General features: G+C 74.5%; 15 protein-coding genes and 3 pseudogenes. 15 read left to right on the top strand and 3 right to left on the bottom strand.

The genetic code is table 11. From position 1 onward, the window contains the following. Nucleotides 1–87 precede the first annotated feature (87 nt). Nucleotides 88–1,134: a LacI family DNA-binding transcriptional regulator gene (locus AC3AQ1_RS06075; RefSeq protein WP_159096409.1), complete on the bottom strand. Its 1,047-nt coding sequence runs from the start codon at nucleotides 1,132–1,134 to the stop codon at nucleotides 88–90. 458 nt (nucleotides 1,135–1,592) lie between these two features. On the opposite strand from AC3AQ1_RS06075, the gene AC3AQ1_RS06070 reads away from it, so the two are divergent. The 6 genes and pseudogenes from AC3AQ1_RS06070 to AC3AQ1_RS06045 all read left to right on the top strand — a co-directional run. Beyond that, entirely contained in the window at nucleotides 1,593–2,174 is a 582-nt protein-coding gene (locus AC3AQ1_RS06070; protein WP_108718242.1) for a heme-binding beta-barrel domain-containing protein, read from the top strand. Between the two features lies 1 nt (nucleotide 2,175). After that, nucleotides 2,176–3,342: a CAF17-like 4Fe-4S cluster assembly/insertion protein YgfZ gene (gene ygfZ / locus AC3AQ1_RS06065; protein WP_234417837.1), complete on the top strand. Its 1,167-nt coding sequence runs from the start codon at nucleotides 2,176–2,178 to the stop codon at nucleotides 3,340–3,342. Further along, a complete protein-coding gene (locus AC3AQ1_RS06060) occupies nucleotides 3,339–4,535 on the top strand; it encodes an FUSC family protein (protein WP_108718241.1) in 1,197 nt (398 codons plus the stop codon). The genes ygfZ and AC3AQ1_RS06060 overlap by 4 nt, the downstream gene beginning before the upstream one ends. 10 nt (nucleotides 4,536–4,545) lie before the next feature. Next, the gene (locus tag AC3AQ1_RS06055; RefSeq protein WP_234417835.1) at nucleotides 4,546–4,890 is read left to right on the top strand and encodes a DUF2516 family protein; all 345 of its coding nucleotides are present in this window, start codon (nucleotides 4,546–4,548) and stop codon (nucleotides 4,888–4,890) included. 4 nt (nucleotides 4,891–4,894) lie between these two features. Continuing rightward, nucleotides 4,895–5,317: a D-aminoacyl-tRNA deacylase gene (dtd, locus tag AC3AQ1_RS06050; RefSeq protein ID WP_108718240.1), complete on the top strand. Its 423-nt coding sequence runs from the start codon at nucleotides 4,895–4,897 to the stop codon at nucleotides 5,315–5,317. Between the two features lie 42 nt (nucleotides 5,318–5,359). Continuing rightward, nucleotides 5,360–6,490: pseudogene (locus tag AC3AQ1_RS06045) on the top strand (AfsR/SARP family transcriptional regulator); the annotation flags it as partial. Here AC3AQ1_RS06045 and AC3AQ1_RS06040 read toward each other — a convergent pair. Beyond that, nucleotides 6,454–6,804: an ATP-binding cassette domain-containing protein gene (locus AC3AQ1_RS06040; protein ID WP_370445349.1), complete on the bottom strand. Its 351-nt coding sequence runs from the start codon at nucleotides 6,802–6,804 to the stop codon at nucleotides 6,454–6,456. The pseudogene AC3AQ1_RS06045 and the gene AC3AQ1_RS06040 overlap by 37 nt on opposite strands. On the opposite strand from AC3AQ1_RS06040, the gene AC3AQ1_RS06035 reads away from it, so the two are divergent. The 5 genes and pseudogenes from AC3AQ1_RS06035 to AC3AQ1_RS06015 all read left to right on the top strand — a co-directional run bounded on the left by AC3AQ1_RS06035 (nucleotide 6,685) and on the right by AC3AQ1_RS06015 (nucleotide 15,981). Continuing rightward, a complete protein-coding gene (locus AC3AQ1_RS06035) occupies nucleotides 6,685–6,966 on the top strand; it encodes a hypothetical protein (protein WP_199916637.1) in 282 nt (93 codons plus the stop codon). The two genes, AC3AQ1_RS06040 and AC3AQ1_RS06035, sit on opposite strands and share 120 nt — an antisense overlap. 203 nt (nucleotides 6,967–7,169) lie before the next feature. Next, on the top strand, nucleotides 7,170–9,722 hold the full coding sequence (locus AC3AQ1_RS06030) for an ATP-dependent Clp protease ATP-binding subunit (protein ID WP_108718237.1): 2,553 nt from the start codon (nucleotides 7,170–7,172) through the stop codon (nucleotides 9,720–9,722). Nucleotides 9,723–10,408: 686 nt separating this feature from the next. After that, nucleotides 10,409–13,468, top strand: a complete 3,060-nt coding sequence (locus AC3AQ1_RS06025; protein WP_234417833.1) for a glycoside hydrolase family 2 TIM barrel-domain containing protein — start codon at nucleotides 10,409–10,411, stop codon at nucleotides 13,466–13,468. A gap of 324 nt (nucleotides 13,469–13,792) precedes the next feature. Next, a pseudogene (locus AC3AQ1_RS06020) lies at nucleotides 13,793–14,164 on the top strand (alpha-L-rhamnosidase N-terminal domain-containing protein); the annotation flags it as partial. 116 nt (nucleotides 14,165–14,280) lie between these two features. Beyond that, the gene (locus AC3AQ1_RS06015) at nucleotides 14,281–15,981 is read left to right on the top strand and encodes a family 78 glycoside hydrolase catalytic domain (protein WP_234417831.1); all 1,701 of its coding nucleotides are present in this window, start codon (nucleotides 14,281–14,283) and stop codon (nucleotides 15,979–15,981) included. A gap of 526 nt (nucleotides 15,982–16,507) precedes the next feature. Here AC3AQ1_RS06015 and AC3AQ1_RS06010 read toward each other — a convergent pair. Continuing rightward, complete coding sequence (locus AC3AQ1_RS06010) at nucleotides 16,508–16,762, bottom strand: hypothetical protein (protein WP_234417829.1); 255 nt, start codon at nucleotides 16,760–16,762, stop codon at nucleotides 16,508–16,510. A gap of 69 nt (nucleotides 16,763–16,831) precedes the next feature. On the opposite strand from AC3AQ1_RS06010, the gene AC3AQ1_RS06005 reads away from it, so the two are divergent. The 4 genes and pseudogenes from AC3AQ1_RS06005 (at nucleotide 16,832) to yicI (ending at nucleotide 22,545) form a co-directional block, all read left to right on the top strand. After that, nucleotides 16,832–17,848, top strand: coding sequence for a thiamine pyrophosphate-dependent enzyme (locus AC3AQ1_RS06005; protein WP_304595719.1), 1,017 nt, complete (start codon nucleotides 16,832–16,834; stop codon nucleotides 17,846–17,848). A 1-nt stretch (nucleotide 17,849) separates the two neighbouring features. Beyond that, complete coding sequence (locus AC3AQ1_RS06000; protein WP_108718235.1) at nucleotides 17,850–18,701, top strand: class II glutamine amidotransferase; 852 nt, start codon at nucleotides 17,850–17,852, stop codon at nucleotides 18,699–18,701. 268 nt (nucleotides 18,702–18,969) lie between these two features. Next, a pseudogene (locus AC3AQ1_RS05995) lies at nucleotides 18,970–19,956 on the top strand (beta-galactosidase); the annotation flags it as partial. Next, the gene (yicI, locus tag AC3AQ1_RS05990) at nucleotides 19,945–22,545 is read left to right on the top strand and encodes an alpha-xylosidase (RefSeq protein WP_108720019.1); all 2,601 of its coding nucleotides are present in this window, start codon (nucleotides 19,945–19,947) and stop codon (nucleotides 22,543–22,545) included. The pseudogene AC3AQ1_RS05995 and the gene yicI, both read left to right, overlap by 12 nt.

Genomic DNA, 22,545 nt, shown 5'->3' with positions numbered 1-22,545 from the left:
TGTCCTCTCGGTGGGAGCTGGGGGGCGGTGCTGTCGGTGTCGTGTTGCTGCTGTGGTGCCGGGGCGTGGTGCTGTCGGTGGTCGGAGCTAACGCGCGCTGCGGGTCGTGCCACGCGGGATCACGGTGAAGTCGGCCAGGCGTGAGTCGACCGCACCGGGGTCGTCCTCGTCGTCGTGCTCGAGCAGGTGCGCGAGGACCTCCAGAGCGAGGCCGGCGGCGTGCCGCTTGCCCGGCTCGACCGTGGACAGGGCGGGCAGGGCGAAGGCGGACTCCTCCAGGTCGTCGAACCCGGCCACCTGCACCTGGCCGGGCACGTCGAGACCGGCTCGCACCAGCGTGCTGAGCGCGCCGAGCGCGAGCATGTCGTTGAACCCGAAGACGGCGTCGACCTCGACCCCGTCGGCGAGCAGCTCGGCGACGGCCTGCGCCCCGGAGGTGCGGTGCCACGCCGTCGTCGGCCGGATGAGGGCGTCGTCGCGGGGGATGCCGGCGGCGTCGAGCGCGGCGAGGTAGCCCTCGAGGCGCGGCGTGGCCGACCCTGCGCGCTCGTGCGGCCCGATCGCCGCGATCCGCCGCGCTCCGCCCGCGAGGAGCAGCTCGGTGACGGCGCGGCTCGCCTCGACGTTCCGGTAGCCGACCTGCGGGCAGTGCGAGTCCGCCCCGCGTTCCCCGAGCAGGACCACGGGGACGCGATGGGCGCGGCGGGTCTCGAGCACGTCGTCGATCTCCGTGCCGAGCAGCTTCTGCGGCACGTACACGAGGCCGTCCACGAACGCCGTCATGCTGCCGGTCAGGACCGAGACCTCGTGCGCGCGGTCGCCCGCGAGCACCTCCACCGCGACGCGCAGCCCGTACCGCGATGCCGCCCCGATGACCTCGCTGGCGAGCTCGGCGAAGTAGGCGTTGCGCAGGTCCGGCACGACGAGTGCGATGGTGCCCGAGCGGCCCGAGCGCAGCGACCGCGCCAGCGCGTTCGGCTCGTAGCTCAGCTCGTCGGCGGCGGCCCGCACCCTGGCGCGGGTGGCGTCGGACACCCGTGGGTGGTCGCGCAGCACGTTGGAGACGGTGGCGGGGGACACGCCCGCGAGGCGCGCGACGTCCCGGATCGTCGCGGGTGACGGGGCGGTGCTCACGGCCACTCCTGCAAAATCGATTCAATCCCCGGCTGCGTTGCCACCGACCGAAGTCGGGTGGGATGGCGTCACCCTACCCCACAGCCGGTTCACGGGCGGCCTTCCCGGCGGCGCGGATCCAGCGATCTGTGCCTTGTCGGGAGGCTGACCCAGCGATCTGTCGCGGGTCGGGGCTCGGAACTGGCACAGATCGCTGGCTTCGCGAGTGTGAGCGGCACGGATCGCTGGCTCCGTGTGGAGCAGCGGCACGTATCGCCGGCATCGCGTCCGCGGGAGCCGCGTCGGCCCGCGCAGCAGGCGAGCCCGCCCGGACCGACCCCGGACCGCGCGCGAGGCAGTAGGTAGCATCGGCCCATGTCGATCCACCTGATCTTCACCGCACTCATCGGCGTCGTGGTCGTCGCCGTCGGATGGTTCGCGGCCTACGTCGTCTACAGGCTGTACAAGCAGTCGCGCTGATGACGTTCACCATCGCCGACGACGTCGCGCCCGAGCTCTACCCGCTCGCGTGGCTCCTCGGCTCCTGGCGCGGACCCGGCGTCCTCGCCTACCCCGGCATCCCCGAGCGCGGCATCGTCGCCGACATGGTCGTCACGCACGACGGCGGGCCCTACCTCGCGTACACCACCACCCTTCGCCTCGGCGAGCGGGTCGACCACGAGGCGCCTTTCGACCCCGAGGCCCTCGTCGCGGGTGAGATCTGGTCGCGCGAGAGCGGGTTCTGGCGCCCTGCCACCGGGTCCGAGGCCCGCCCGGTCCAGGGCGCCCCCGCCGACGGACCAGCCCCCACCGCGATCGAGGTGCTCGCCACCGACCCCAGCGGCTTCGCGGCCGTGCTGGGCGGCAGCGCGCAGGGCCCGCGGATCGACGTCGCGAGCGACTGGGTCGCGAGCACCGCCACGAGCCCCGGCCGCGTCACCGCCATCCGCCGGATGTACGGCTGGGTGCGCGGGGAGATCTTCTGGGCCCACGAGCTCGCGGCGTTCGGCCACGAGCTCGCCAACTACGCGTCCGGGCGGCTGGCCCGCGTGGCGGACTGACGTGCTCCCGATCCACGGCGCCGTCGCGGCGGCCGGCCCTGACGCCGGGGTCGCCGCGCACTACGGCGACCCGATGCGTGAGCAGCGCCTGCTCGAGGCAGGCCGCGGGGTCGTGGAGCTGCCGCTCGCCGTCGTGAGCGTGCGCGGCCGCGACCGCCTCGGCTGGCTCGACACCCTCTCCAGCCAGCGCGTGCGCGGCCTCGCGCCCGGCGAGAGCGCCGAGCTCCTGCTCCTGGACGTGCACGGCCGCGTCGAGCACGCCGCGGCGCTCGTGGACGACGGCACGACGGCGTGGCTCACCACCGAGGCCGGCCGCGCCGACGCGCTGGCCGCCTTCCTCGACTCGATGCGGTTCATGCTCGACGTCGCGGTCGCCCGCGAGGAGGACGTCGCCGTGCTCGGCACGGTCGTGCCCGGGCGCGGGGGCGCCTCGCGCGTGGTGGCCGAGACGCGCGCTGCCCTCGCAGGATCGGACACGTCCGACGCCGCGACGGCGAGCCACGCCTTCGGCCCCGACGCCCTGCGCGCCGTGTGGGTCGACCCGTGGCCCGGAGTCGTCCCGGGCGGCACGCGCTACGCCCTCGCTCAGCCGCACCCCGGTGAGGCGACGACGTTCGTCCTCGTGCTGCTGGCCGCGGACGCGGTCGACGCGGTGGTGACGCACCTGCGCGCGGCGGGGATCGCCGTCGCCGGCGTGCTCGCCTGGGAGGCGCTGCGCATCGCCGCGTGGCGGCCCCGGCTCGCGCGCGACGTCGACGACAAGGCGCTGCCGCACGAGCTGGACTGGCTGCGCACCGCCGTGCACCTGGACAAGGGCTGCTACAAGGGGCAGGAGGGCGTCGCGCGGACGTACAACCTCGGCCGGCCGCCGCGCCGCCTCGTGCTGCTGCACCTCGACGGCTCCGACCACCTGGTGCCCGAGGCCGGCGCGGACGTGGGCTGGGGCGGCCGGGTCGTGGGTCGCGTGACCTCCGTGGCACGCCACCACGACCTCGGTCCCGTGGCGCTCGCGGTGGTCAAGCGAACGCTCGACCCGGACGTGGACGTCGAGGTCGCCGGGCCCGCGGGCCCCGTCGCGGCGTCGCAGGAGGTCATCGTCCCGACCGACGGCTACGGCGAGGGCCGGCCGCAGGCCCGTGGGCCGGTGACGCCCGGCCTGCGTCGGTGAGCACGCCGCCCCCACCCGGGCGGCGGCCCTGGTCCGCCCTCGTGACGCCGGTGCTCGGGCGTCCGCGCGTGCGGGCCGGGCTCGGGCGGGTGCGTGTGGCTGCCCAGCCCGTCGCGTGGGCGAGCCTCGCGGCGGGGGTGGCGTACGCCGTCGCCGGCGCGCTGCTCGGCCACCCCTACCCGTTCTTCGCCTCGGTCGCGGCGTTCTCGGCGCTCGGCTTCTCCCCGGACGTGCAGCCGCGTCGAGTGGGCGAGCTGGCGTTCGGGGTGTCGCTCGGCGTCGCGATGGGCGAGCTCATCCAGCACGAGTTCGGCTCCGGGCCCGTGCAGACGACGGTGGTGGTGTTCCTCGCCGCGCTGATCGGCCGCGCGATCGACCCCTCGCCCGTGGTGACGACCCAGTCCGCCGTGCAGGCGATCGTCGTGCTCGGACTGCCGGCGGCCGCGTCGAGCGGGGGTCCCGTCGGCCGGTGGACCGACGCCCTGCTCGGCGGCCTCGTGGCGCTCGTGTTCTCGCTCTTCGTGCCGAAGGATCCGCGCCGCCGACCCCGGATGCTCGCGCGGACCGTGCTCGCCGAGCTCGGCGACGTCCTGGCGCTCGTGGGGCGCGCGCTCGCGCAGGGCGACACCGTGGCCGCCGCGGAGTCGCTCCGCCGCGGCCGGGCGACGCAGGGTCTGCTCGTCGCGTGGTCCGAGGCGGTCACCGCCTCGGGCTCGACGGCGAGGATCTCGCCCGCGTGGCGGCGCCACGCCCACGAGCTCGTCGTCCTCGACGCCGCGAGCGAGTTCACCGACCGCGCCGTGCGCACCTCGCGCGTGCTCGCGCGGCGCGCGGGCGTCTCGGTGCGCGAGGGCGTGCGCGACCCCTGCCTCGCCGGCCTCGTCGAGGAGGTCGGGCTGGCCGCGCGCCGGCTCGGCGTGGCCCTCGGGGAGGGACGCGAGCCGACCCCGCCGCGGGAGGACCTCGAGGCCGTCGCGGTGCGGCTGGACACGCGCGGGGAGCGCGACCCGGGCCGGCACGTCGTGCTCACGCTGCTGCGCTCGATCACGTTCGACCTGCTCCGGGTGGCGGGCTGCACCGAGGCGCAGGCCACGGCTGCGCTCGGTCGCGCCGGGGTGCCCGGGGCGCCGGACGCCCGGCCTGGCCCGAGCACGCCGCCCGCGCCCGGCGAGGACGGCGCGCCGACCCCGTAGGCTCGCACCCGTGCTCATCGGCCTGATCACGTTCTACGTCTTCCTGGGACTCGCCCTCGTCGGTTTCGCGATCGAGGCGTGGGCCCTGGTCGACGCCGTGCGCCGGCCCGCGCACTCCTTCGTGACCGCGGAGAAGCGGACGAAGGTCTTCTGGGTCTCGCTCACCGCCGTCGGTGCCCTCATCGGGTACCTCGCCATCCCGGGCTTCTCGGTGTTCGGCGTCCGGATCGGGTTCGGGCTGCCGTGGCTGTTCACGCTCCTGGCCGTGCTGCCCGGCGCGATCTACCTCGCGGACGTCAAGCCCGAGGTCATCCGGTACCTGCGCCGACCCGGGCCCTCGACCGGGCGCTGGTGACGGCGTGCGCGCCGTCGTCCAGCGGGTGACCCGCGCCCGCGTCACGGTCGCGGACGAGGTCGTCGGCGAGATCGGCCCCGGCCTGCTCGCGCTGGTCGGGGTGACGCACGACGACGGCGCCGCGCAGGTCGCCACGATCGCGCGCAAGATCGCCGACCTGCGCATCATGCCGGGGGAGCGGTCCGTGACCGAGACCGCCGGCGGCGTGCTCGTCGTCTCGCAGTTCACGCTGTACGGCGACTCGCGCAAGGGCCGCCGCCCCACGTGGATCGCCGCCGCCCCGGGCGACGTGGCCGAGCCGCTCGTCGACGCCGTCGTCGCCGACCTGCGCGGGCGCGGCCTCACCGTGGCCACGGGAGTGTTCGGGGCCGACATGGCCGTCGAGCTCGTCAACGACGGACCGGTGACGATCCTGCTGGAGGCCTGAGGCTCGCGACGTCCCCGTGCCGCGACGACCCCTCGTCCGCGGGTGCCTACGCTGGGCCCCGTGCCCCGGCTCGCCGTGATCGACGACGTGACCTGGGACGGCGTGCCGGTCACCGGGCCGATCGTGCGCGACCTGCTGCGCGCGCTGGTGGTCGCGGGCCCCGCCGGGAGCTCGGACGGCGCGCTGCTCGAGGCGCTCTGGGCGGACCCGCCCGGCCGCAACGCGCTGCAGACGGTCGTCTCACGCGCCCGCCGCGCGCTGACGGCCGAGGCCGTGGCGCGGACCGCGACGGGCTACCGGCTCGCACTCGACGCCGGCGAGGTCGACGCGTGGGCGCTCACCGAGGCGGCGCACGCCGCCGCCCGTGCGCTCGCGTCCGCCGACCCCGACGGCGTGCTCGCCGCGGCGAGGCACGTCGCCGACATCGGCGCGCGGCACGAGGGCGGGCGCGACGGCGAGGGTGCGCACGCCGAGCCGGTCGGCCCCGCCGAGCGCTGGGCCGAGCCCGGTCCGGCGGAGCGCGAGCTGCACGCCCGCGCGACGGCGGACCGCAGCCGCCTCGACACGGCGCTCGGCAGCGTCCTGCTCGCGCTCGGGCGGGACGCCGAGGCCCTGGAGGCGCTCGAGCGCGCCCACGCCGCCCGGCCCGACGACGAGGACGTCGCCGTCCCCTACCCGCGCGCCCTCGCGGCCGTCCACGGGCCGCCGCGCGCCCTCGCGGCGTACGCCTCGCTCGCCGCACGCACCGCGGACCGACTGGGGGTCGACCCGTCGGCGCCGCTCGCCGTCGTGCACGCGGAGCTGCTGGCCGCGGACCGTCCCGTGCGGACCGGCGTGGTGCAGGACCCGACGCCGCTCATCGGCCGGGAGCGCGACCTCGCCGCCGTGCGCACCGCGCTCGAGGAGGCGCGGGTCGTCACGATCCTGGGGTCGGGCGGCCTCGGGAAGACGACCCTCGCGCAGCGCGTCGCGCGGACCGCGCGGCAGCCCGTCGTGCACGTGGTCGCGCTCGCGGCGGTGACGGCGCCGGCGGACGTCGCGCCCGCCGTCGCCGCCGCGATCGGGGCGCGCGACGGGGCCGCCGAGCGGCACGACCAGCGGGCGGACGCGGGCGCCGTGCTCGCCCGGATCGCGGCTCACCTCGCCGGACCGCCGGTGCTGCTCGTCCTGGACAACTGCGAGCAGGTGGTCGAGGCCGTGGCCGACCTCGCCGCGTTCCTCGCCGCGGCGGTGCCCGGGCTGCGCGTGCGCCGCCCCGGCAGGCCCTGGAGCCGGCCGAACATCCGCAGGTTCTCCCGGGCCGTGAGGTCCTCGTCCACCGAGGCGTACTGCCCGGTGAGGCCGATGAGCTGACGCACCCGGTGCGGGTGCTTCATGACGTCGACGCCGAAGACCTCGGCGGTCCCGGAGTCGACCGGGAGGAGGGTGGCGAGCATGCGGAGCGTGGTCGTCTTGCCCGCACCGTTGGGGCCGAGGACGCCGACGATCTCGCCGCGCGCCACCTCGAGGTCGACGTGGTCGACCGCGCGGTTGCTCCCGAAGTCCTTGACGAGGCCGCGGGTGCGGACCGCCGGTGTGGCCGTGGGGGTGGTGGGTGTCATGGGACGAGGGTGCGCCCGAGGACTGACAGGTCGCTGACGCTCCGCTGACAGCGTGGCTGACGGTGGCTGACAGCGCGACCGGCGCGACGCCGTCGTGCGTGGACGTGGGCGCGACGCGCCGCCTCGCCACCGAACCGTGATCCGCCGGGGGCGAACAGGGGCATGCAATGTCGGACTCGCTCGTTAGCCTGGGTGGACACCGTCAGCGGGCCGTTGTCGCGACCCGTCGTAGCCGGAAGGGAAGGTGCGCGATGTTCGAGAGATTCACCGACCGAGCTCGCCGCGTCGTCGTCCTCGCTCAGGATGAGGCGCGCATGCTCAACCACAACTACATCGGCACCGAGCACATCCTCCTCGGCCTCATCCACGAGGGCGAGGGCGTCGCTGCCAAGGCGCTGGAGTCGCTGGGCATCTCGCTCGACGTCGTGCGGCAGCAGGTCGTGGACATCATCGGCGAGGGCCAGCAGGCTCCCACCGGCCACATCCCGTTCACGCCGCGCGCCAAGAAGGTGCTCGAGCTCTCGCTGCGCGAGGCGCTCCAGCTGGGTCACAACCACATCGGCACCGAGCACATCCTGCTCGGCCTGATCCGCGAGGGCGAGGGCGTCGCCGCCCAGGTGCTCGGCAACCTCGGCGCCGACCTCGGTCGCGTGCGCCAGCAGGTGCTGCAGCTGCTCCAGGGTCAGCCCGGTGGCAAGGAGCCCGTCGCGGCCGGTGGCCCGCAGGAGGGCACGCCGTCCGGCTCGGCCGTCCTGGACCAGTTCGGCCGCAACCTCACCCAGCTCGCCCGCGAGGGCAAGCTCGACCCGGTGATCGGGCGCGAGCGGGAGACCGAGCGCGTGATGCAGGTGCTCTCGCGGCGCACGAAGAACAACCCCGTGCTCGTGGGCGAGCCCGGCGTCGGCAAGACCGCCGTCGTCGAGGGCCTCGCGCAGGACATCGTGCGTGGCACCGTCCCGGAGACGCTCAAGGACAAGCAGCTGTACACGCTCGACCTCGGCGCGCTCGTGGCCGGCTCGCGCTACCGCGGTGACTTCGAGGAGCGCCTCAAGAAGGTGCTCAAGGAGATCCGCACGCGGGGCGACATCATCCTGTTCATCGACGAGATCCACACGCTCGTCGGGGCGGGCGCCGCCGAGGGCGCGATCGACGCCGCCAGCATCCTCAAGCCGATGCTGGCGCGCGGTGAGCTCCAGACCATCGGCGCCACCACGCTGGACGAGTACCGCAAGCACGTCGAGAAGGACCCGGCGCTCGAGCGCCGGTTCCAGCCGATCACGGTCAACGAGCCGACGATCGCGCACGCCATCGAGATCCTCAAGGGCGTGCGGGACCGGTACGAGGCGCACCACCGCGTCACGATCACCGACGGCGCGCTCGTCGCCGCGGTGACGCTCGCGGACCGCTACGTCAACGACCGCCACCTGCCGGACAAGGCCATCGACCTGATCGACGAGGCGGGCGCCCGCCTGCGGATCCGCCGGATGACGGCGCCGCCGGAGCTGCGCGAGCTCGACGAGCAGATCGCCGAGGCGCGCCGCGCCAAGGAGTCCGCGATCGACGACCAGGACTTCGAGCGCGCCGCACGGCTGCGCGACGACGAGAAGAACCTCGCCGCCCGCCGCCTCGAGCGCGAGAAGGCCTGGAAGTCCGGTGACATGGACTCCGTCGCCACGGTGGACGAGGACCTGATCGCCGAGGTGCTCGCCGTCGCGACCGGCATCCCCGTCTTCAAGCTCACCGAGGAGGAGTCCTCGCGGCTGCTGCGGATGGAGGACGTGCTGCACGAGCGGATCGTGGGCCAGAAGGCCGCGGTCACCGCGCTCTCGCAGGCGATCCGCCGGACGCGGGCCGGCCTCAAGGACCCCAAGCGGCCCGGTGGCTCGTTCATCTTCGCCGGCCCCACGGGCGTCGGGAAGACCGAGCTGGCCAAGGCGCTCGCGGAGTTCCTGTTCGGGGACGAGGACGCGCTGATCCAGCTCGACATGTCCGAGTTCTCCGAGAAGCACACCGTCTCGCGGCTGTTCGGCTCCCCGCCGGGATACGTCGGCTACGAGGAGGGCGGCCAGCTCACCGAGAAGGTGCGCCGTCGGCCGTTCTCCGTGGTGCTCTTCGACGAGGTGGAGAAGGCGCACGCCGACATCTTCAACTCGTTGCTGCAGATCCTGGAGGACGGTCGCCTGACCGACTCCCAGGGCCGCGTGGTGGACTTCAAGAACACCGTCATCATCATGACGACGAACCTCGGCACGCGGGACATCGCCAAGGGGGTCCAGACGGGCTTCCAGGCGGGCGGCGACCTGTCGACGTCCTACGAGCGCATGAAGAGCAAGGTCAACGACGAGCTGAAGCAGCACTTCCGCCCGGAGTTCCTCAACCGCGTCGACGACGTGGTGGTCTTCCCGCAGCTCTCGCGGGACGAGATCTTCCAGATCGTGGACCTGATGGTCGCGCGGCTCGGGAAGCGGCTCGCGGACAAGGACATGGCGATCGAGCTCACCGAGGCCGCCAAGGGTCTGCTCGCCGAGCGCGGGTACGACCCGGTGCTCGGGGCTCGGCCGCTGCGTCGCGCGCTGCAGCGGGAGATCGAGGACGCCCTGTCCGAGAAGATCCTGTTCGGCGAGCTCCGCGCGGGTCAGAAGGTGCTCGTGGACGCCACCGGCGAGGGCCTGCTCGGGGAGTTCCTCTTCACCGGCATGGAGAAGTCCGACCCGCGCCTGGAGAGCGAGGCGAGCGACGTCGTCGTGGTGGGCGCCACCGCTATCGACGCGCCCGTCGAGGACGCCTCCACCAGCGAGAGCTGATCTGGGCGTCGCGGCCCACGCCGCCACCCACGAGCCGAAGGGCCGGCGCACCGTCAGGGTGCTCCGGCCCTTCGGCGTCTTGGTGGCTCGGTGGCTCGGCGGCTATGGGCGCGAAGGCGTTCGCTTGGATCGTCGGATGTGACGCTGGGCGCGGTTGGGGGTGGGTGTGCCGCGCGGAGTGTCACGCCCGGTGGGTGTGCCGCGCGGAGTGTCACACCCGGCGGGGGAGCGTCGCGACGCGTTCGCTTGGATCGTCGGATGTGACGCTGGGCGCGGTGGGGGTGGGTGTGCCGCGCGGAGCGTCACACTCGGCGCGAGTGCCGCGCGGAGCGTCACATGGGCGGGTGGGGAACCGGCCGGACGGGCGCCGCCGACGCTCGCTCGCAACACCGCCCGCCTCGATGGCGGTACGCTCGTGGCGACGTCACCATCTAGTGAGTCCGCGCCGCTGAGGGCAGCCGAGACCGCCTGAGCCAGCACGTGCCGTCAACGAACGCCCGCGCCGACAACCCCGCCCACTCAGCCCGACCCAGTCCGCCGCCCACCACGCCACCGAACATGGAGTCTCCGTCGTGTCTGCCGCCAAGTCGATCGCTCCGCCCTTGCCTGAGCTCGCCGCAGGGACGGGCTCCGCGCACGTCCCTGCCGCACTTGACGGCGTCACCCACGAGACCGTCGCCCCTCCCGTGGGCATCCGCCCCGCGCGCTTCCGCCCACCGACCGGCGCGAGCAGCGCTGAGACGGTGAGCCTCGACGGCGACTGGCGCTTCCGACTCTTTCCCGGGGCCGAGACGGGCGCCGACCCGGCGGACGACGGCAGCAGCAGCAGCAACAGCAGCCCCGCCTCCGACCCCTGGGACATCCTCACCGTCCCCGGCCACTGGCAGCTCGCGGGGGCGCCCGACGCCTGGCCCTACGGCAAGCCCGCCTACACCAACGTCCTCTATCCGATCCCGCTCGACCCCCCGCGCGTGCCCCGCGACAACCCGACCGGGGAGTATCGCCGCACCTTCGACGTGCCGGAGTCATGGCTCGCCGAAGGCCGGGTCGTGCTGCGGTTCGAGGGCGTGGACTCGTGGTTCACGGTCGCCGTCAACGGCACCCCGCTCGCCGTCTCGCACGGCTCGCGCCTGCCCACCGAGATCGACGTCACCGAGCACGTCCGCGCGGGCGCCAACCTGCTCGCGGTCCGCGTCACGCAGTGGTCGGCGTTCACCTACGTCGAGGACCAGGACCAGTGGTGGCTGTCGGGGATCTTCCGCAGCGTGAGCCTCGAGCACCGCCCCGTCGGCGGGATCGAGCACGTCCGCGTCAGCGCCGAGTACGACCACACCAGCGGCGAGGGCACCCTGCGCGTCGACGTCACCGGGCCCGACGGCGAGCCCGCCCCCGGCGCGCGCGTCACCGTTGCCGAGCTCGGGATCGAGGTGGGCGCGGGTGAGGAGGTGACGCTCGCCGTCGACCCCTGGAGCGCGGAGGTGCCGCGCCTGTACGACGCGAGCGTCACGACCGACGCGGAGACGGTCGCCCTGCGGATCGGCTTCCGCACGGTGTCGATCGTGGACGGGGTGTTCCTCGTCAACGGCGCCCCGGTCAAGCTCAAGGGCGTCAACCGGCACGAGTTCGAGCCCACCGCCGGGCGCACCGTGAGCCCCGAGCAGATGCGGCAGGACGTGCTGCTGATGAAGCGGCACCACGTGAACGCGGTCCGGACCAGCCACTACCCCCCGCACCCGCACTTCCTGGACCTGTGCGACGAGTACGGCCTGTACGTCGTCGACGAGAACGACCTCGAGACGCACGGGTTCATCGCCGCGGGCTGGCGCGGCAACCCCACCGACGACCCGGCGTGGACCGACGTGCTCGTGGACCGCGTGACCCGGATGGTGCACCGCGACGCCCACCACGCGAGCATCATCCTGTGGTCGCTGGGCAACGAGGCGGGCGAGGGCCGCAACCTTGCGGCGATGAGCGCGGCGATCCGCGCACTCGACCCGAGCCGTCCGATCCACTACGAGGGCGACTGGTCCAGCGAGCACGTCGACGTCTACTCGCGGATGTACGCGTCCACGCAGGAGGTGGCGCTCATCGGCCGCGGCGAGGAGGACGCCCTGGCCGACGGCGAGCTCGACGCGCGCCGGCGCGGCCTGCCGTTCATGCAGTGCGAGTACGTGCACGCGATGGGCAACGGCCCGGGCGGTTTCACCGACTACGACGACCTGTTCGACGCGCACCCGCGCCTCATGGGCGGGTTCGTCTGGGAGTGGAAGGACCACGGCATCTCGCGTCGCGAGGACCTCGACGCCGGCACGGGTGAGACGTTCTACGGCTACGGCGGCGACTTCGGGGAGACCTTCCACGACGGCACGTTCATCGCCGACGGCCTGCTGCTGCCCGACCGCACGCCGTCGCCCGGCATGGTCGAGATGGCCGCGGTGTACGCGCCGGTGCGCGTCGACCCGCTCGACGTCGACGGCGACGGCGTGAGCGACCACCTGCTCGTCCGCAACCGCTACACGTTCCGCGACACCGCCCACGTGCGGCTCGCGTGGTCGCTGCACCAGGGCCACGAGGTGCTCGCCGCGGGCGAGCTGGACGACGAGGACACGCTGCTCGCCCCGGGCGAGGAGCTCCTGCTCGACGCTCCCGAGGAGGCGGTCGCGCTGGCCGCGCAGGCGCCGGGGCGCGAGCCGGTCTGGTGGACGGTGCGCGCCGTGCAGCGCGCGAACGCCGGCGCCGGACTTGACGCCGCGTGGCTCGACGGTCTCGACGGTCTCGACGGCGAGCACGTGCTCGGCGCCGGACAGCTGCTCCTGCGTGCGCAGCGCGCCCTGCCCGAGGTGGGCGACGGCGTGGCGAGCCAGGGCGCGGACGGCGGGTTCGCCGTCGGGCCCGCGCGGTTCGACCGCGCCGGACGACTCACGGCCCTGGGCGGCGTCGCGGTGCGCACGGCGCGCGTGGACGCGTGGCGCGCCTCGACCGACAACGACCACGCCAAGCAGTGGGAGGCCGCGCGCAGCGACGAGGAGACCTGGTACCTGCAGGGGCTCGCGCTGCTCACCGAGCGCCTCGACACCGCGGAGGTCGTCGACGACGCGGTCGTGGTGAGCGGCCGGGTGGCGGGCCCGGCGACGGAGGTCGGGCTCGCGTTCACCGCGACGTGGCGCGCGGTCGCGGCGGACGCCGTCGACCTCGACCTCACCATCGTGCCGGAGGGGCAGTGGCTCGGCAGCGTGCCGCGGCTCGGCCTGCTGCTCGGGCTGGAGCAGCCCGACCCCGGGGCCGTCGCGGCCGTCGAGGTCGACTGGGCGGGCCTGGGGCCGGAGGAGTCCTACGCCGACTCGACGAAGGCGGCGCTGGGCGGGGCGTGGCGGCACACGGTCGCCGACTGGCAGACGCGCTACACCCACCCGCAGGAGAACGGCGCGCGCCGCGGGGTCACCTCCGCGACGCTCACGCTCGACGGCGGACGCACCCTCGACCTCGAGGCCGCCGACAGCGAGCTCGGCGCGCGCACGCTGCCAGGGCTCGAGCTCACGCTGCGGCCGTGGACGGACCAGGCGCTGCACGCGGCGGCGCACCCGCACGACCTCGTGCCCGACGGCGTGCTCTGGGTCCACCTCGACGTCGCCCAGCACGGTGTCGGGACCGCGGCGTGCGGCCCCGGCGTGCTGGCCAACGCTGCGCTGCGGCCGGCGCCTGCGCGGCTGCGGGTGCGGCTCACGGTCGGCGGCTGGGCGGACTGACGGTCCAGCCCACTCGCTCCGCGCGCCGAGAACGGCCTGCTGCGGCGAGAACGGTCCCCGGCGGGCCGGTCTCGTCGCGGTAGGCCGTTCTCGCGGTGGACGGGCGAGGGCCGGGGAGTCGGGGACGGGCGGGCGGCGGCGAGGCGCGCTACACGTCGATCGTGGCGATCCGGCGCAGGTGCGCGCGCACGCCGTCGGCGAGGCGGACCTGCCCGGGGTGCAGCAGCCACGCCCGACGTCCACCCGGACCTCCAGCTGCTGGCCACCGCGAGCTTCGTCACCGCCGACGCCGACCGCGGCGCCGCGCTCGAGCTTCTGCGGACGGTGACCCTCGATCAGCCGCCCGCCGAGGTCGCGAGCGCGCGGATCCTCGCCACCGCGCGCGGCGTCTACGCGCTCTTCCTCGACGGCGAGCCCGTCGCCCCGGACGTCCTCTCGCCCGGCTGGACGAGCTACGAGTGGCGCCTGGCCTTCCAGGAGCGGGACGTCTCCGACGCCCTGCGCGACGGCCCCGAGCGCCGCACGCTCTCGGCCCGCGTGGGCAACGGCTGGTGGCGCGGCGACCTCGGCTTCAGCCAGGCGAACGCGTGCTACGGCGAGGAGATCGGGCTGCTCGCCGCGCTCGAGATCACCTATCGCGACGGCGCCACGCAGGTCGTGCCGACCGGCACCGACTGGTCGGCGCGCACGTGTGACGTCACGGCCAACAACCTCTACCAGGGTCAGCGCATCGACGCCCGGCTCCGGGGCGACGGCACGAACACCAACCCCGACCACCGGGTTACGCCCCCTCGCCGTCGGGCGCGACGCTGGTGGACTTCGGCCAGAACCTCGTGGGCTGGCTGCGCGTGGAGGTCGAGGGGCCGGCCGGCACCGAGATCACGGTGCGGCACGCCGAGGTGCTCGAGGACGGTGAGCTCGGCGTGCGGCCGCTGCGGAACGCGGCCGCGACCGACACGTTCGTGCTGTCGGGCACGGGCGTCGACGTCTTCGAGCCGACCTTCACGTTCCACGGCTTCCGGTACGCCGAGGTCGCCGGCTGGCCCGGCGGGCTCGACCCCGAGTTCGACCCGGAGGTGATCGGGGAGGCGATCCGCGCCGTCGTGGTGCACAACGCGATGCGTCCGACGTCGAGCTTCGCGTGCTCCGACCCGCTCGTGGACCGCCTCGTGCGGAACGCGGTCTGGGGCCAGAAGGGCAACTTCCTCGCGGTGCCCACGGACTGCCCGCAGCGCGACGAGCGCCTGGGCTGGACCGGCGACATCGCCGCGTTCGCCGCCACTGCAGCGTTCCAGTACGACGCCGCGGACTTCCTGCACTCGTGGCTGCTCGACGTCGCGCTCGAGACCGCGCACGCCGGCCACGTCCCGATCATCGTGCCGGACCTCATGCGGCACGCCCGCTTCGACGGCCCGCCGCCGTTCCCCGAGGTCGCCGCGCAGACGATCTGGTCCGACGCCGCGGTGTGGGTGCCGCAGGCGCTCTGGCAGGCCTACGGCGACCTCGACCTGCTTGCCGCGCACTACCCGGGGATGGTCGCGCACCTGGAGTCGGTCGAGCCGCTGCTGTCCGAGACCGGGCTGTGGGACGTCGGCATGCAGCTGGCGGACTGGCTCGACCCCGACGCGCCGCCGGACCAGCCGTGGGCCGCGAAGGCGCACCCGGGCGTCGTGGCGACGGCGTCGTTCTACCGTTCGGTCGCGTTCACTGCGCAGGCCGCGCGGCTGCTCGGACACGACGGCGACGCCGAGCGCTGGGCGGCGCTCGCGGCTCGCGTGCGCGCGGGGTTCCGCACGCACTACGTGAGCGAGGGCGCGGAAGGCCTGCGCGTCGTGTCCGACTGCGCCACCGTCTACGCGCTCGCGATCTGCTTCGGCCTGCTCGACGGCGAGGAGCACGCCCGCGCGGCCGATCGCCTCGCCGAGCTGGTCGCCGCGCGCGACTACCGGGTCACCACCGGGTTCGCGGGCACACCGTTAGTGACGTGGGCGCTGTCGGAGCACGGCCACGTCGACGCCGCCTACCGGCTGCTCCTGGAGCGGGGCTGCCCGAGCTGGCTCTACCCGATCACCATGGGTGCGACGACCATCTGGGAGCGCTGGGACTCGATGCTGCCCGACCGCAGCATCAACCCCGGCGAGATGACGTCGTTCAACCACTACGCGCTCGGCGCCGTGGCGGACTGGATCTACCAGGTGGTGGGCGGGATCCGGGCCGCGGAGCCCGGGTACTGCCGCGTGCTCGTGCAGCCCGTGCCCGGAGACGGGCTGGACTGGGCGCGGACGGCGCTGGAGTCGCGGGTGGGGCGGATCGAGACCGCGTGGCGCGTCGAGGCGGGTGTGGCCGGCGCGGCCGAGGTCAAGACGGGAGGCACGACGGCGCCGCGCACCTTCGTCCTCGACGTCACCCTCCCCGTGGGTGTCCCCGCCGACGTGGTGCTGCCGGACGGCACCCGGCACGAGGTGACCGGCGGCTCGCACAGCTTTCGCTGCGCCCTGCCCGATCCGGCCTGATCGCCGTCGCGCGCTTTCGCGCGCCGAGAACGGCTCACCGCGACGAGAACGGCCCCTCGGGGGCCGTTCTCGTCGCCATGGGCCGTTCTCGCTGCGGGTGGGGGGCGCCTCGGGCCGTTCTGGGAGTGGGTTGGGGAGCCACGAGCCGTTCGTGGCGGTGCGACGTCGGGCGGGTCGCTCTGCCTCCGCTGCGCCCTGCCCGGCGCAGCTTGACCATCAGCGCGCACGTCAGCGCGCCGAGAACGGCCTGCCGCGACGAGAACGGCCCCGAGGGACGCGGGCTGACCGCCGTCGCGCGCCGCAGTGCGCTGAGAACGGCCTCCCGCGACGAGAACGGCCCCGGGGGATGCGGGCTGACCGCCGTCGCGCGCCGCAGTGCGCCGAGAACGGCCTCCCGCGACGAGAACGGCCCCCCGGGGGCCGTTCTCGGCGCCATGGGCCGTTCTGGCGGTGGGGAAGTGGGGTTGTGGGGGCGCCACGCGACCAGAACGGCCTACCGGGCGCCAAGGGCCGACCCGAACGCCCCTCAGCCGAGCCCGGCGCGGCGGCGCGTCGTGCGGTTGGCGTGCACGGAGTAGCGCGGCACGAGCCGCCACAGCGCCACGCCCGCGCCGCCGGACAGCGCGACCATGAGCAGCACCCCGCCGGCCAGCGACCCGAGCGCGGCACCGGCCGACAGCAGCAGCGGTCCGGCCGCATTGCCCGAGTCGTGCAGCAGCCGCCACGCGCCGAGGAACGACGCGCGGTCCGACGGCGGCGCGACGTCGGCGCCCAGCGTCATGAGCACCCCCGACCCCATCCCGCTGCCCAGGCCCAGCAGCAGCGCGACCGGCGTGAGCGCGGCCGCGGTGTGGGCGAGCGGGACAACCCGTTCCAGGTCGGCCAGTCCGGGCTGATCGGCAACCCCGCCGCGGCGAGCGCCATGGAGGACGCCGACACCCTGTTCCTCATCGGCACGGACTTCCCCTACCGCGACTGGTACCCGAGCGGCGCCACCGTGCTCCAGCTGGACGCGCGCGGGGAGCACATCGGCCGGCGCGTCCCGGTGGCCCACCCCCTGGTCGGGGACGCGCGCGAGACCCTGCGCGCGCTGCTGCCCCAGCTCGCCGCACGGGAGGACCGCAGCCACCTCGACGACGCGCGCGCCTCGTTCGAGCGGTGGCACGAGCGGCAGTCCTCGCTGCAGGACCCGGGCCACGACGGCACGCTCATCGGCCGCGTGCGGTCCGCCTTCGACAACCCCGACCTGCGGATCCGGCCCGAGGCCGTCGCGCGCGCCGTGGACCGCCTCGCGCCGGAGTCGGCGATCTTCACGGCCGACACGGGCATGTCGACGGCGTGGCTCGCCCGGTTCGTCGAGATGCGAGGCACGCGCCGCCTGATCGGGTCGTTCAACCTCGGCTCGATGGCGAACGCGCTCCCGATGGCGCTCGGTGCCCAGGCGCTGGACCGCGAGAGGCCGGTGGTCTCCTTCAGCGGCGACGGCGGCCTCATGATGCTGCTCGGCGACCTGCGCACCGCCGTGACCTACCAGCTGCCCGTCCGCGTCGTCGTCTTCGACAACGGCCGGCTCGGCATGGTCAAGCTCGAGCAGGAGCAGGGTGGCCTGCCCGAGTTCGGCACCGAGCTGGACAACCCCGACCTCGCCGCCGTCGCGTCCGCGATGGGGCTCGCCGCGCGCCGGGTGACCGAGGCCGACGCGCTGGACGACGCCGTGGCGTGGGCGTTCGCGCAGGACGGACCGGTGCTGCTCGACGTCGTGACCAACCCCGACGAGATCTCCGTGCCGCCGCACCCGACCCTCGCGCAGGGCTGGGGCTTCGCGATCGGCAAGGCCCGGGAGACGCTGCGCAGCCGGGGCGACTGACGTGTGCCGGCTGTTCGGCCTCACGGCGGGCGCGACCCCGGTCGCCGCGACGTTCTGGCTCCTGGACGCCTCGGACTCCCTCGTTCGGCAGAGCCGGCACAACCCCGACGGCACCGGGCTCGGCACGTTCGACGCGGCCGGGGCGCCGCTCGTGGAGAAGCAGCCGCTCGCCGCGTACGCCGACGACGCGTTCACCCGCGAGGCTCGGGAGCGGCGCAGCTCCACGTTCGTCGCGCACGTGCGGCACTCCTCCGGCACGGCGCACACGTGGGCGAACACGCACCCGTTCGAGCGCGACGGGATGGTGTTCGCGCACAACGGCGTGGTCCGAGGGCTCGACGCGCTCGAGGCCGAGCTCGGTGCGGATCTCGCGGGCGTCGCGGGGGACACCGACAGCGAGCGCGTCCTCGCGCTCGTGAGCCGCGAGATCGCACGGGCCGACGGCGACGTCGAGCGCGGCGTGCGCGCGGCCCTCACCTGGGTCGCGGCGCACCTGCCGGTGTTCGCCGTCAACTGCGTGCTCACCGGTCCGCGTGACCTGTGGGCGTCGCGCTACCCGGCCACCCACGATCTCTGGGTGCTGGAGCGGCACCGGCCCGACGGCGCGCTGCACCAGACCTCGGCGGCCGGGATGCGCGTGCACAGCGCCGAGCTCGCGGACGCGCCGAGCGTCGTCGTCGCGAGCGAGCGACTCGACGCCGACCCGCGGTGGCGGATGCTCGCGCCCGACACGCTCCTGCACGTCGACGCTGGCCTCGCGGTGCACGAGAGCGTGCTCGTGGGGGCGCCGCCGAGCCACCCGCTCACGCTCGCCGACCTCGGCGCGGCGGCGCAGTCGCAGCGCGTGGCGTGAGCCGGTCGAGGTCGACGCCCGCCCCCCCCGCAGGGCGGGCGGGCCCCGCCACTAGAGTGGTGAGGCCGCTCGTGCCGGCCTCGCACCGCCGCGGTCCCGCCTCAGCCGCCCGCCTCAGCCGCCTGTCTCAGTCGCCCGCCCCAGGGAGCACCTCGTGCCCGACCGCCCGTCCCTCGCCGACGTCACCCGCGGCCGCGGTCTGCTCTTCGGCGGCGACTACAACCCCGAGCAGTGGGCGCCGCACGTGTGGCGCGAGGACGTCGCGCTCATGCGGGCCGCGGGCGTGAACCTCGTGACCGTCGGGGTCTTCTCGTGGGCGCGCCTGCAGCCCGAGCCCGACCGCTTCGACCTGGACTGGCTGCGCGAGGTGATCGACCTCCTGCACGAGGGCGGCATCGCCGTCGACCTCGCGACGCCCACCGCGTCGCCGCCGCCGTGGCTCGGTGCGCTGCACCCGGAGACGCTTCCGGTCACGGCCGACGGTGTGCGGCTGAGCTGGGGCTCGCGCAACCAGTTCTCCGCCTCCTCGCCCGCCTACCGCACGGCCGCGCTCGAGGTGAGCCGCGCCGTCGTGGACGCGTTCGTCGACCACCCGGGCGTGGTGATGTGGCACGTGGGCAACGAGCTGGGCCAGGTGGACCACTCCGACGTGGCCGCGGCGTCGTTCCTGCGCTGGCTGGAGCGCCGGTACGGCTCGGTCGAGGCGCTCAACGTGGCGTGGGAGACGACGGTCTGGTCGCAGCGCTACCGCTCGTTCGACGAGGTGCTGCCGCCCCGCGCGGCGCCCTACCACCGCAACCCCAGCCAGGACCTGGACTTCCGCCGGTTCACCTCCGACGAGCTGCTCGACCTCTACCGCGCCCAGGTCGGGGTGATCCGCGAGCGCGACGACCGCCGGCCCGTGACGACCAACTTCATGGGCTTCTTCCACCTCGCCGACTACTTCTCGTGGGCGGGCCACGTCGACGTCGTGGCCGACGACGCCTACCCCGACCCCGGCGACCCGCGCTCGCCCGCCGACGCCGCGCTCACCCAGGACCTCATGCGCTCCCTCGGCGGCGGCGCGCCGTGGCTGCTCATGGAGTCCGCGACGAGCGCCGTGAGTTGGCGCCCGCACAACCTCACGGTGTCGCCCGCCGCCTCCCGGCGCGCGTCGCTGCAGGCGGTGGCGCACGGCGCCGACGGCGTCTGCTTCTTCCAGTGGCGCCAGGCGCGCAGCGGCCCCGAGCGGTTCCACTCCGCGATGCTGCCCGTCCAGGGCGTCGACACCGCGGTGCACCGCGGCGTCCGCGCACTCGGCGCGGACCTCGCCCGGCTCGCCTCGGTCGCCGGGCAGCGCACGACGGCGCAGGTCGCCCTGGTCTGGGACTGGCCCTCGTGGTGGGCCGCCTCCGCGCAGGCGATGCCGACCGACCGGCTCGACCCCCTGGCCACGCTGCGCGCGTGGCACCGGATCCTCTGGGACCGGCGGATCGCCGTCGACGTCGTGCCCCCGACCGCCGACCTGTCCGGCTACCGCGCGGTGCTGGCGCCCTCGAGCTACGTCATGACCGAGGCGGACGCGGACCGCGTGCGCGAGTACGTCGCCGCCGGTGGCCGCTACGTGCTCGGGCCGTTCTCGGGCGTCGCCGACGAGGGGGCGCACCTGCACCTCGGCCCGTTCCCGGCGCCCGTGCGGGACGTGCTCGGGGTCGCCGGCCAGGAGTGGGTGCCGCTGCCGGACGGCGGCGTGCCCGCGCGCTGGGCCGACGGCGAGCGCCCGTCGTTTCGCGTCGAGACCTGGGCGGAGCACACCGCCGCGACGGGGGCCGAGCCGGTGGTGCTGCTGTCGGCGGCGCCAGGCGCCGAGCAGCTCGACGACGCCGTCGCCGTCGCGCGCCAGGCCCACGGCTCGGGAGCCGCGTGGTACGACGGCCCGTGGGGCCTGGAGTTCGTCGACGCCGGCGGCCGCGTCCTCACGCGGTCGATGGACCGCAGCGTCGGCCTCGTGACCACCGCCGACGGCACGTTCGTGCGCGACCAGCTCACGATGGTCGTGGCCGAGACGATCTACGGGCTCGGCGAGCGGTTCGGCACGTTCGCGAAGAACGGCCAGGTGGTCGACATCTGGAACGCCGACGGCGGCACCGCCTCCGAGCAGGCCTACAAGAACGTCCCGTTCTACCTCTCCGATGCCGGGTACGGGCTGTTCGTCGCGCACCCCGAGCACGTCTCGTTCGAGATCGGCTCCGAGGTGGTCTCGCGCGTGCAGTTCTCCGTGCCGGGCGAGGAGCTGCAGTACTACGTCGTGCACGGCGCGACGCCGAAGGAGATCCTCGAGCGGTACACCGCCCTGACGGGCCGGCCCGCGCGCGTGCCGGCGTGGACGTACGGGCTGTGGCTCTCGACGTCGTTCACCACGAGCTACGACGAGGAGACGGTGACGTCGTTCGTCGACGGCATGGCCGAGCGCGACCTGCCGCTGTCGGTGTTCCACTTCGACTGCTTCTGGATGCGCCAGTTCCACTGGAGCGACTTCCTGTGGGACCCCGCGATGTTCCCGGACCCGCGCGGCATGCTCGAGCGGCTCAAGGCCAAGGGTCTGCGCATCTGCGTGTGGATCAACCCCTACATCGCGCAGCGCAGCGTCCTGTTCGAGGAGGGCCGGCGCCTCGGGCACCTCGTCACCCGGCCCGACGGCTCGATCTGGCAGTGGGACCTGTGGCAGGCCGGCATGGCGCTGGTCGACTTCACGAGCCCGGCCGCCGTCGCCTGGTACCAGGAGAAGCTGGAGGCGCTCCTGGACGACGGTGTGGACTGCTTCAAGACCGACTTCGGGGAGCGCATCCCCACCGAGGTGGTCTACGCCGACGGCAGCGACCCGCAGCGGATGCACAACTACTACACGCAGCTCTACAACAAGGCGGTCTTCGACCTCCTGGAGCGCAAGCGCGGCACGGGCGAGGCGGTGCTGTTCGCGCGCTCGGCGACGACGGGCGGCCAGCAGTTCCCGGTGCACTGGGGCGGTGACTGCGAGTCGACGTTCGTGGCGATGGCGGAGTCGCTGCGCGGCGGGCTCTCCCTCGGCCTGAGCGGCTTCGGGTTCTGGAGCCACGACATCGGCGGCTTCGAGGGCACGCCCGACCCGGCCGTGTTCAAGCGCTGGGTGGCCTTCGGTCTGCTCTCCTCGCACTCGCGCCTGCACGGCTCCAACTCCTACCGGGTGCCGTGGGCGTTCGACGAGGAGGCCGTGGACGTCACGCGCGCCTTCACCCACCTCAAGCTCTCCCTCATGCCCTACCTCGGGGCCGTGGGCGAGCAGGCCAGCGCGACGGGCGTGCCGGTCATGCGCGCCATGGCGCTGGAGTTCCCCGGCGACCGCGGGGTGGCAGGGGTCGGCACGCAGTACACGCTGGGCGAGTCGCTGCTCGTGGCGCCGGTCTTCTCGGCCGCGGGCCACGTCGAGCTCTACCTGCCCGCCGTCGGCACCTGGACCCACCTCCTGACGGGGGAGAAGGCCGTGGGAGCCGGGTGGCGCAGCGAGCAGCACGGGTTCTCCTCGCTGCCGCTGTACGTGCGTCCCGGCACGGTGCTGCCGGTCGGCGCCGTCGAGGACACCCCCGAGTACGCGTGGGCCGACGGCGTCACGCTGCGCCTGTTCGAGCTGCCCGACGGGTACGACGCCGTCACCACCGTGCCCGGTGGGACCGGGTCTGCCGCCTCGTTCCGCGTGGTGCGCACCGGTTCCCAGGTGCGGGTGACCAGCGACGACGCCACCGCCTCGTGGTCCGTCGCCGTCGGTCTCGGCGACGCTCTCGGCTCCGCCGCGGGCGCCGGCGAGGTCGTCGTCGAGCTGGAGGACTGA

The sequence above is a fragment of the Miniimonas sp. S16 genome, assembly GCF_057748195.1.
Note: the sequence above shows the minus strand (reverse complement) of the source record. Positions and strands in the feature narration are given on the sequence as shown.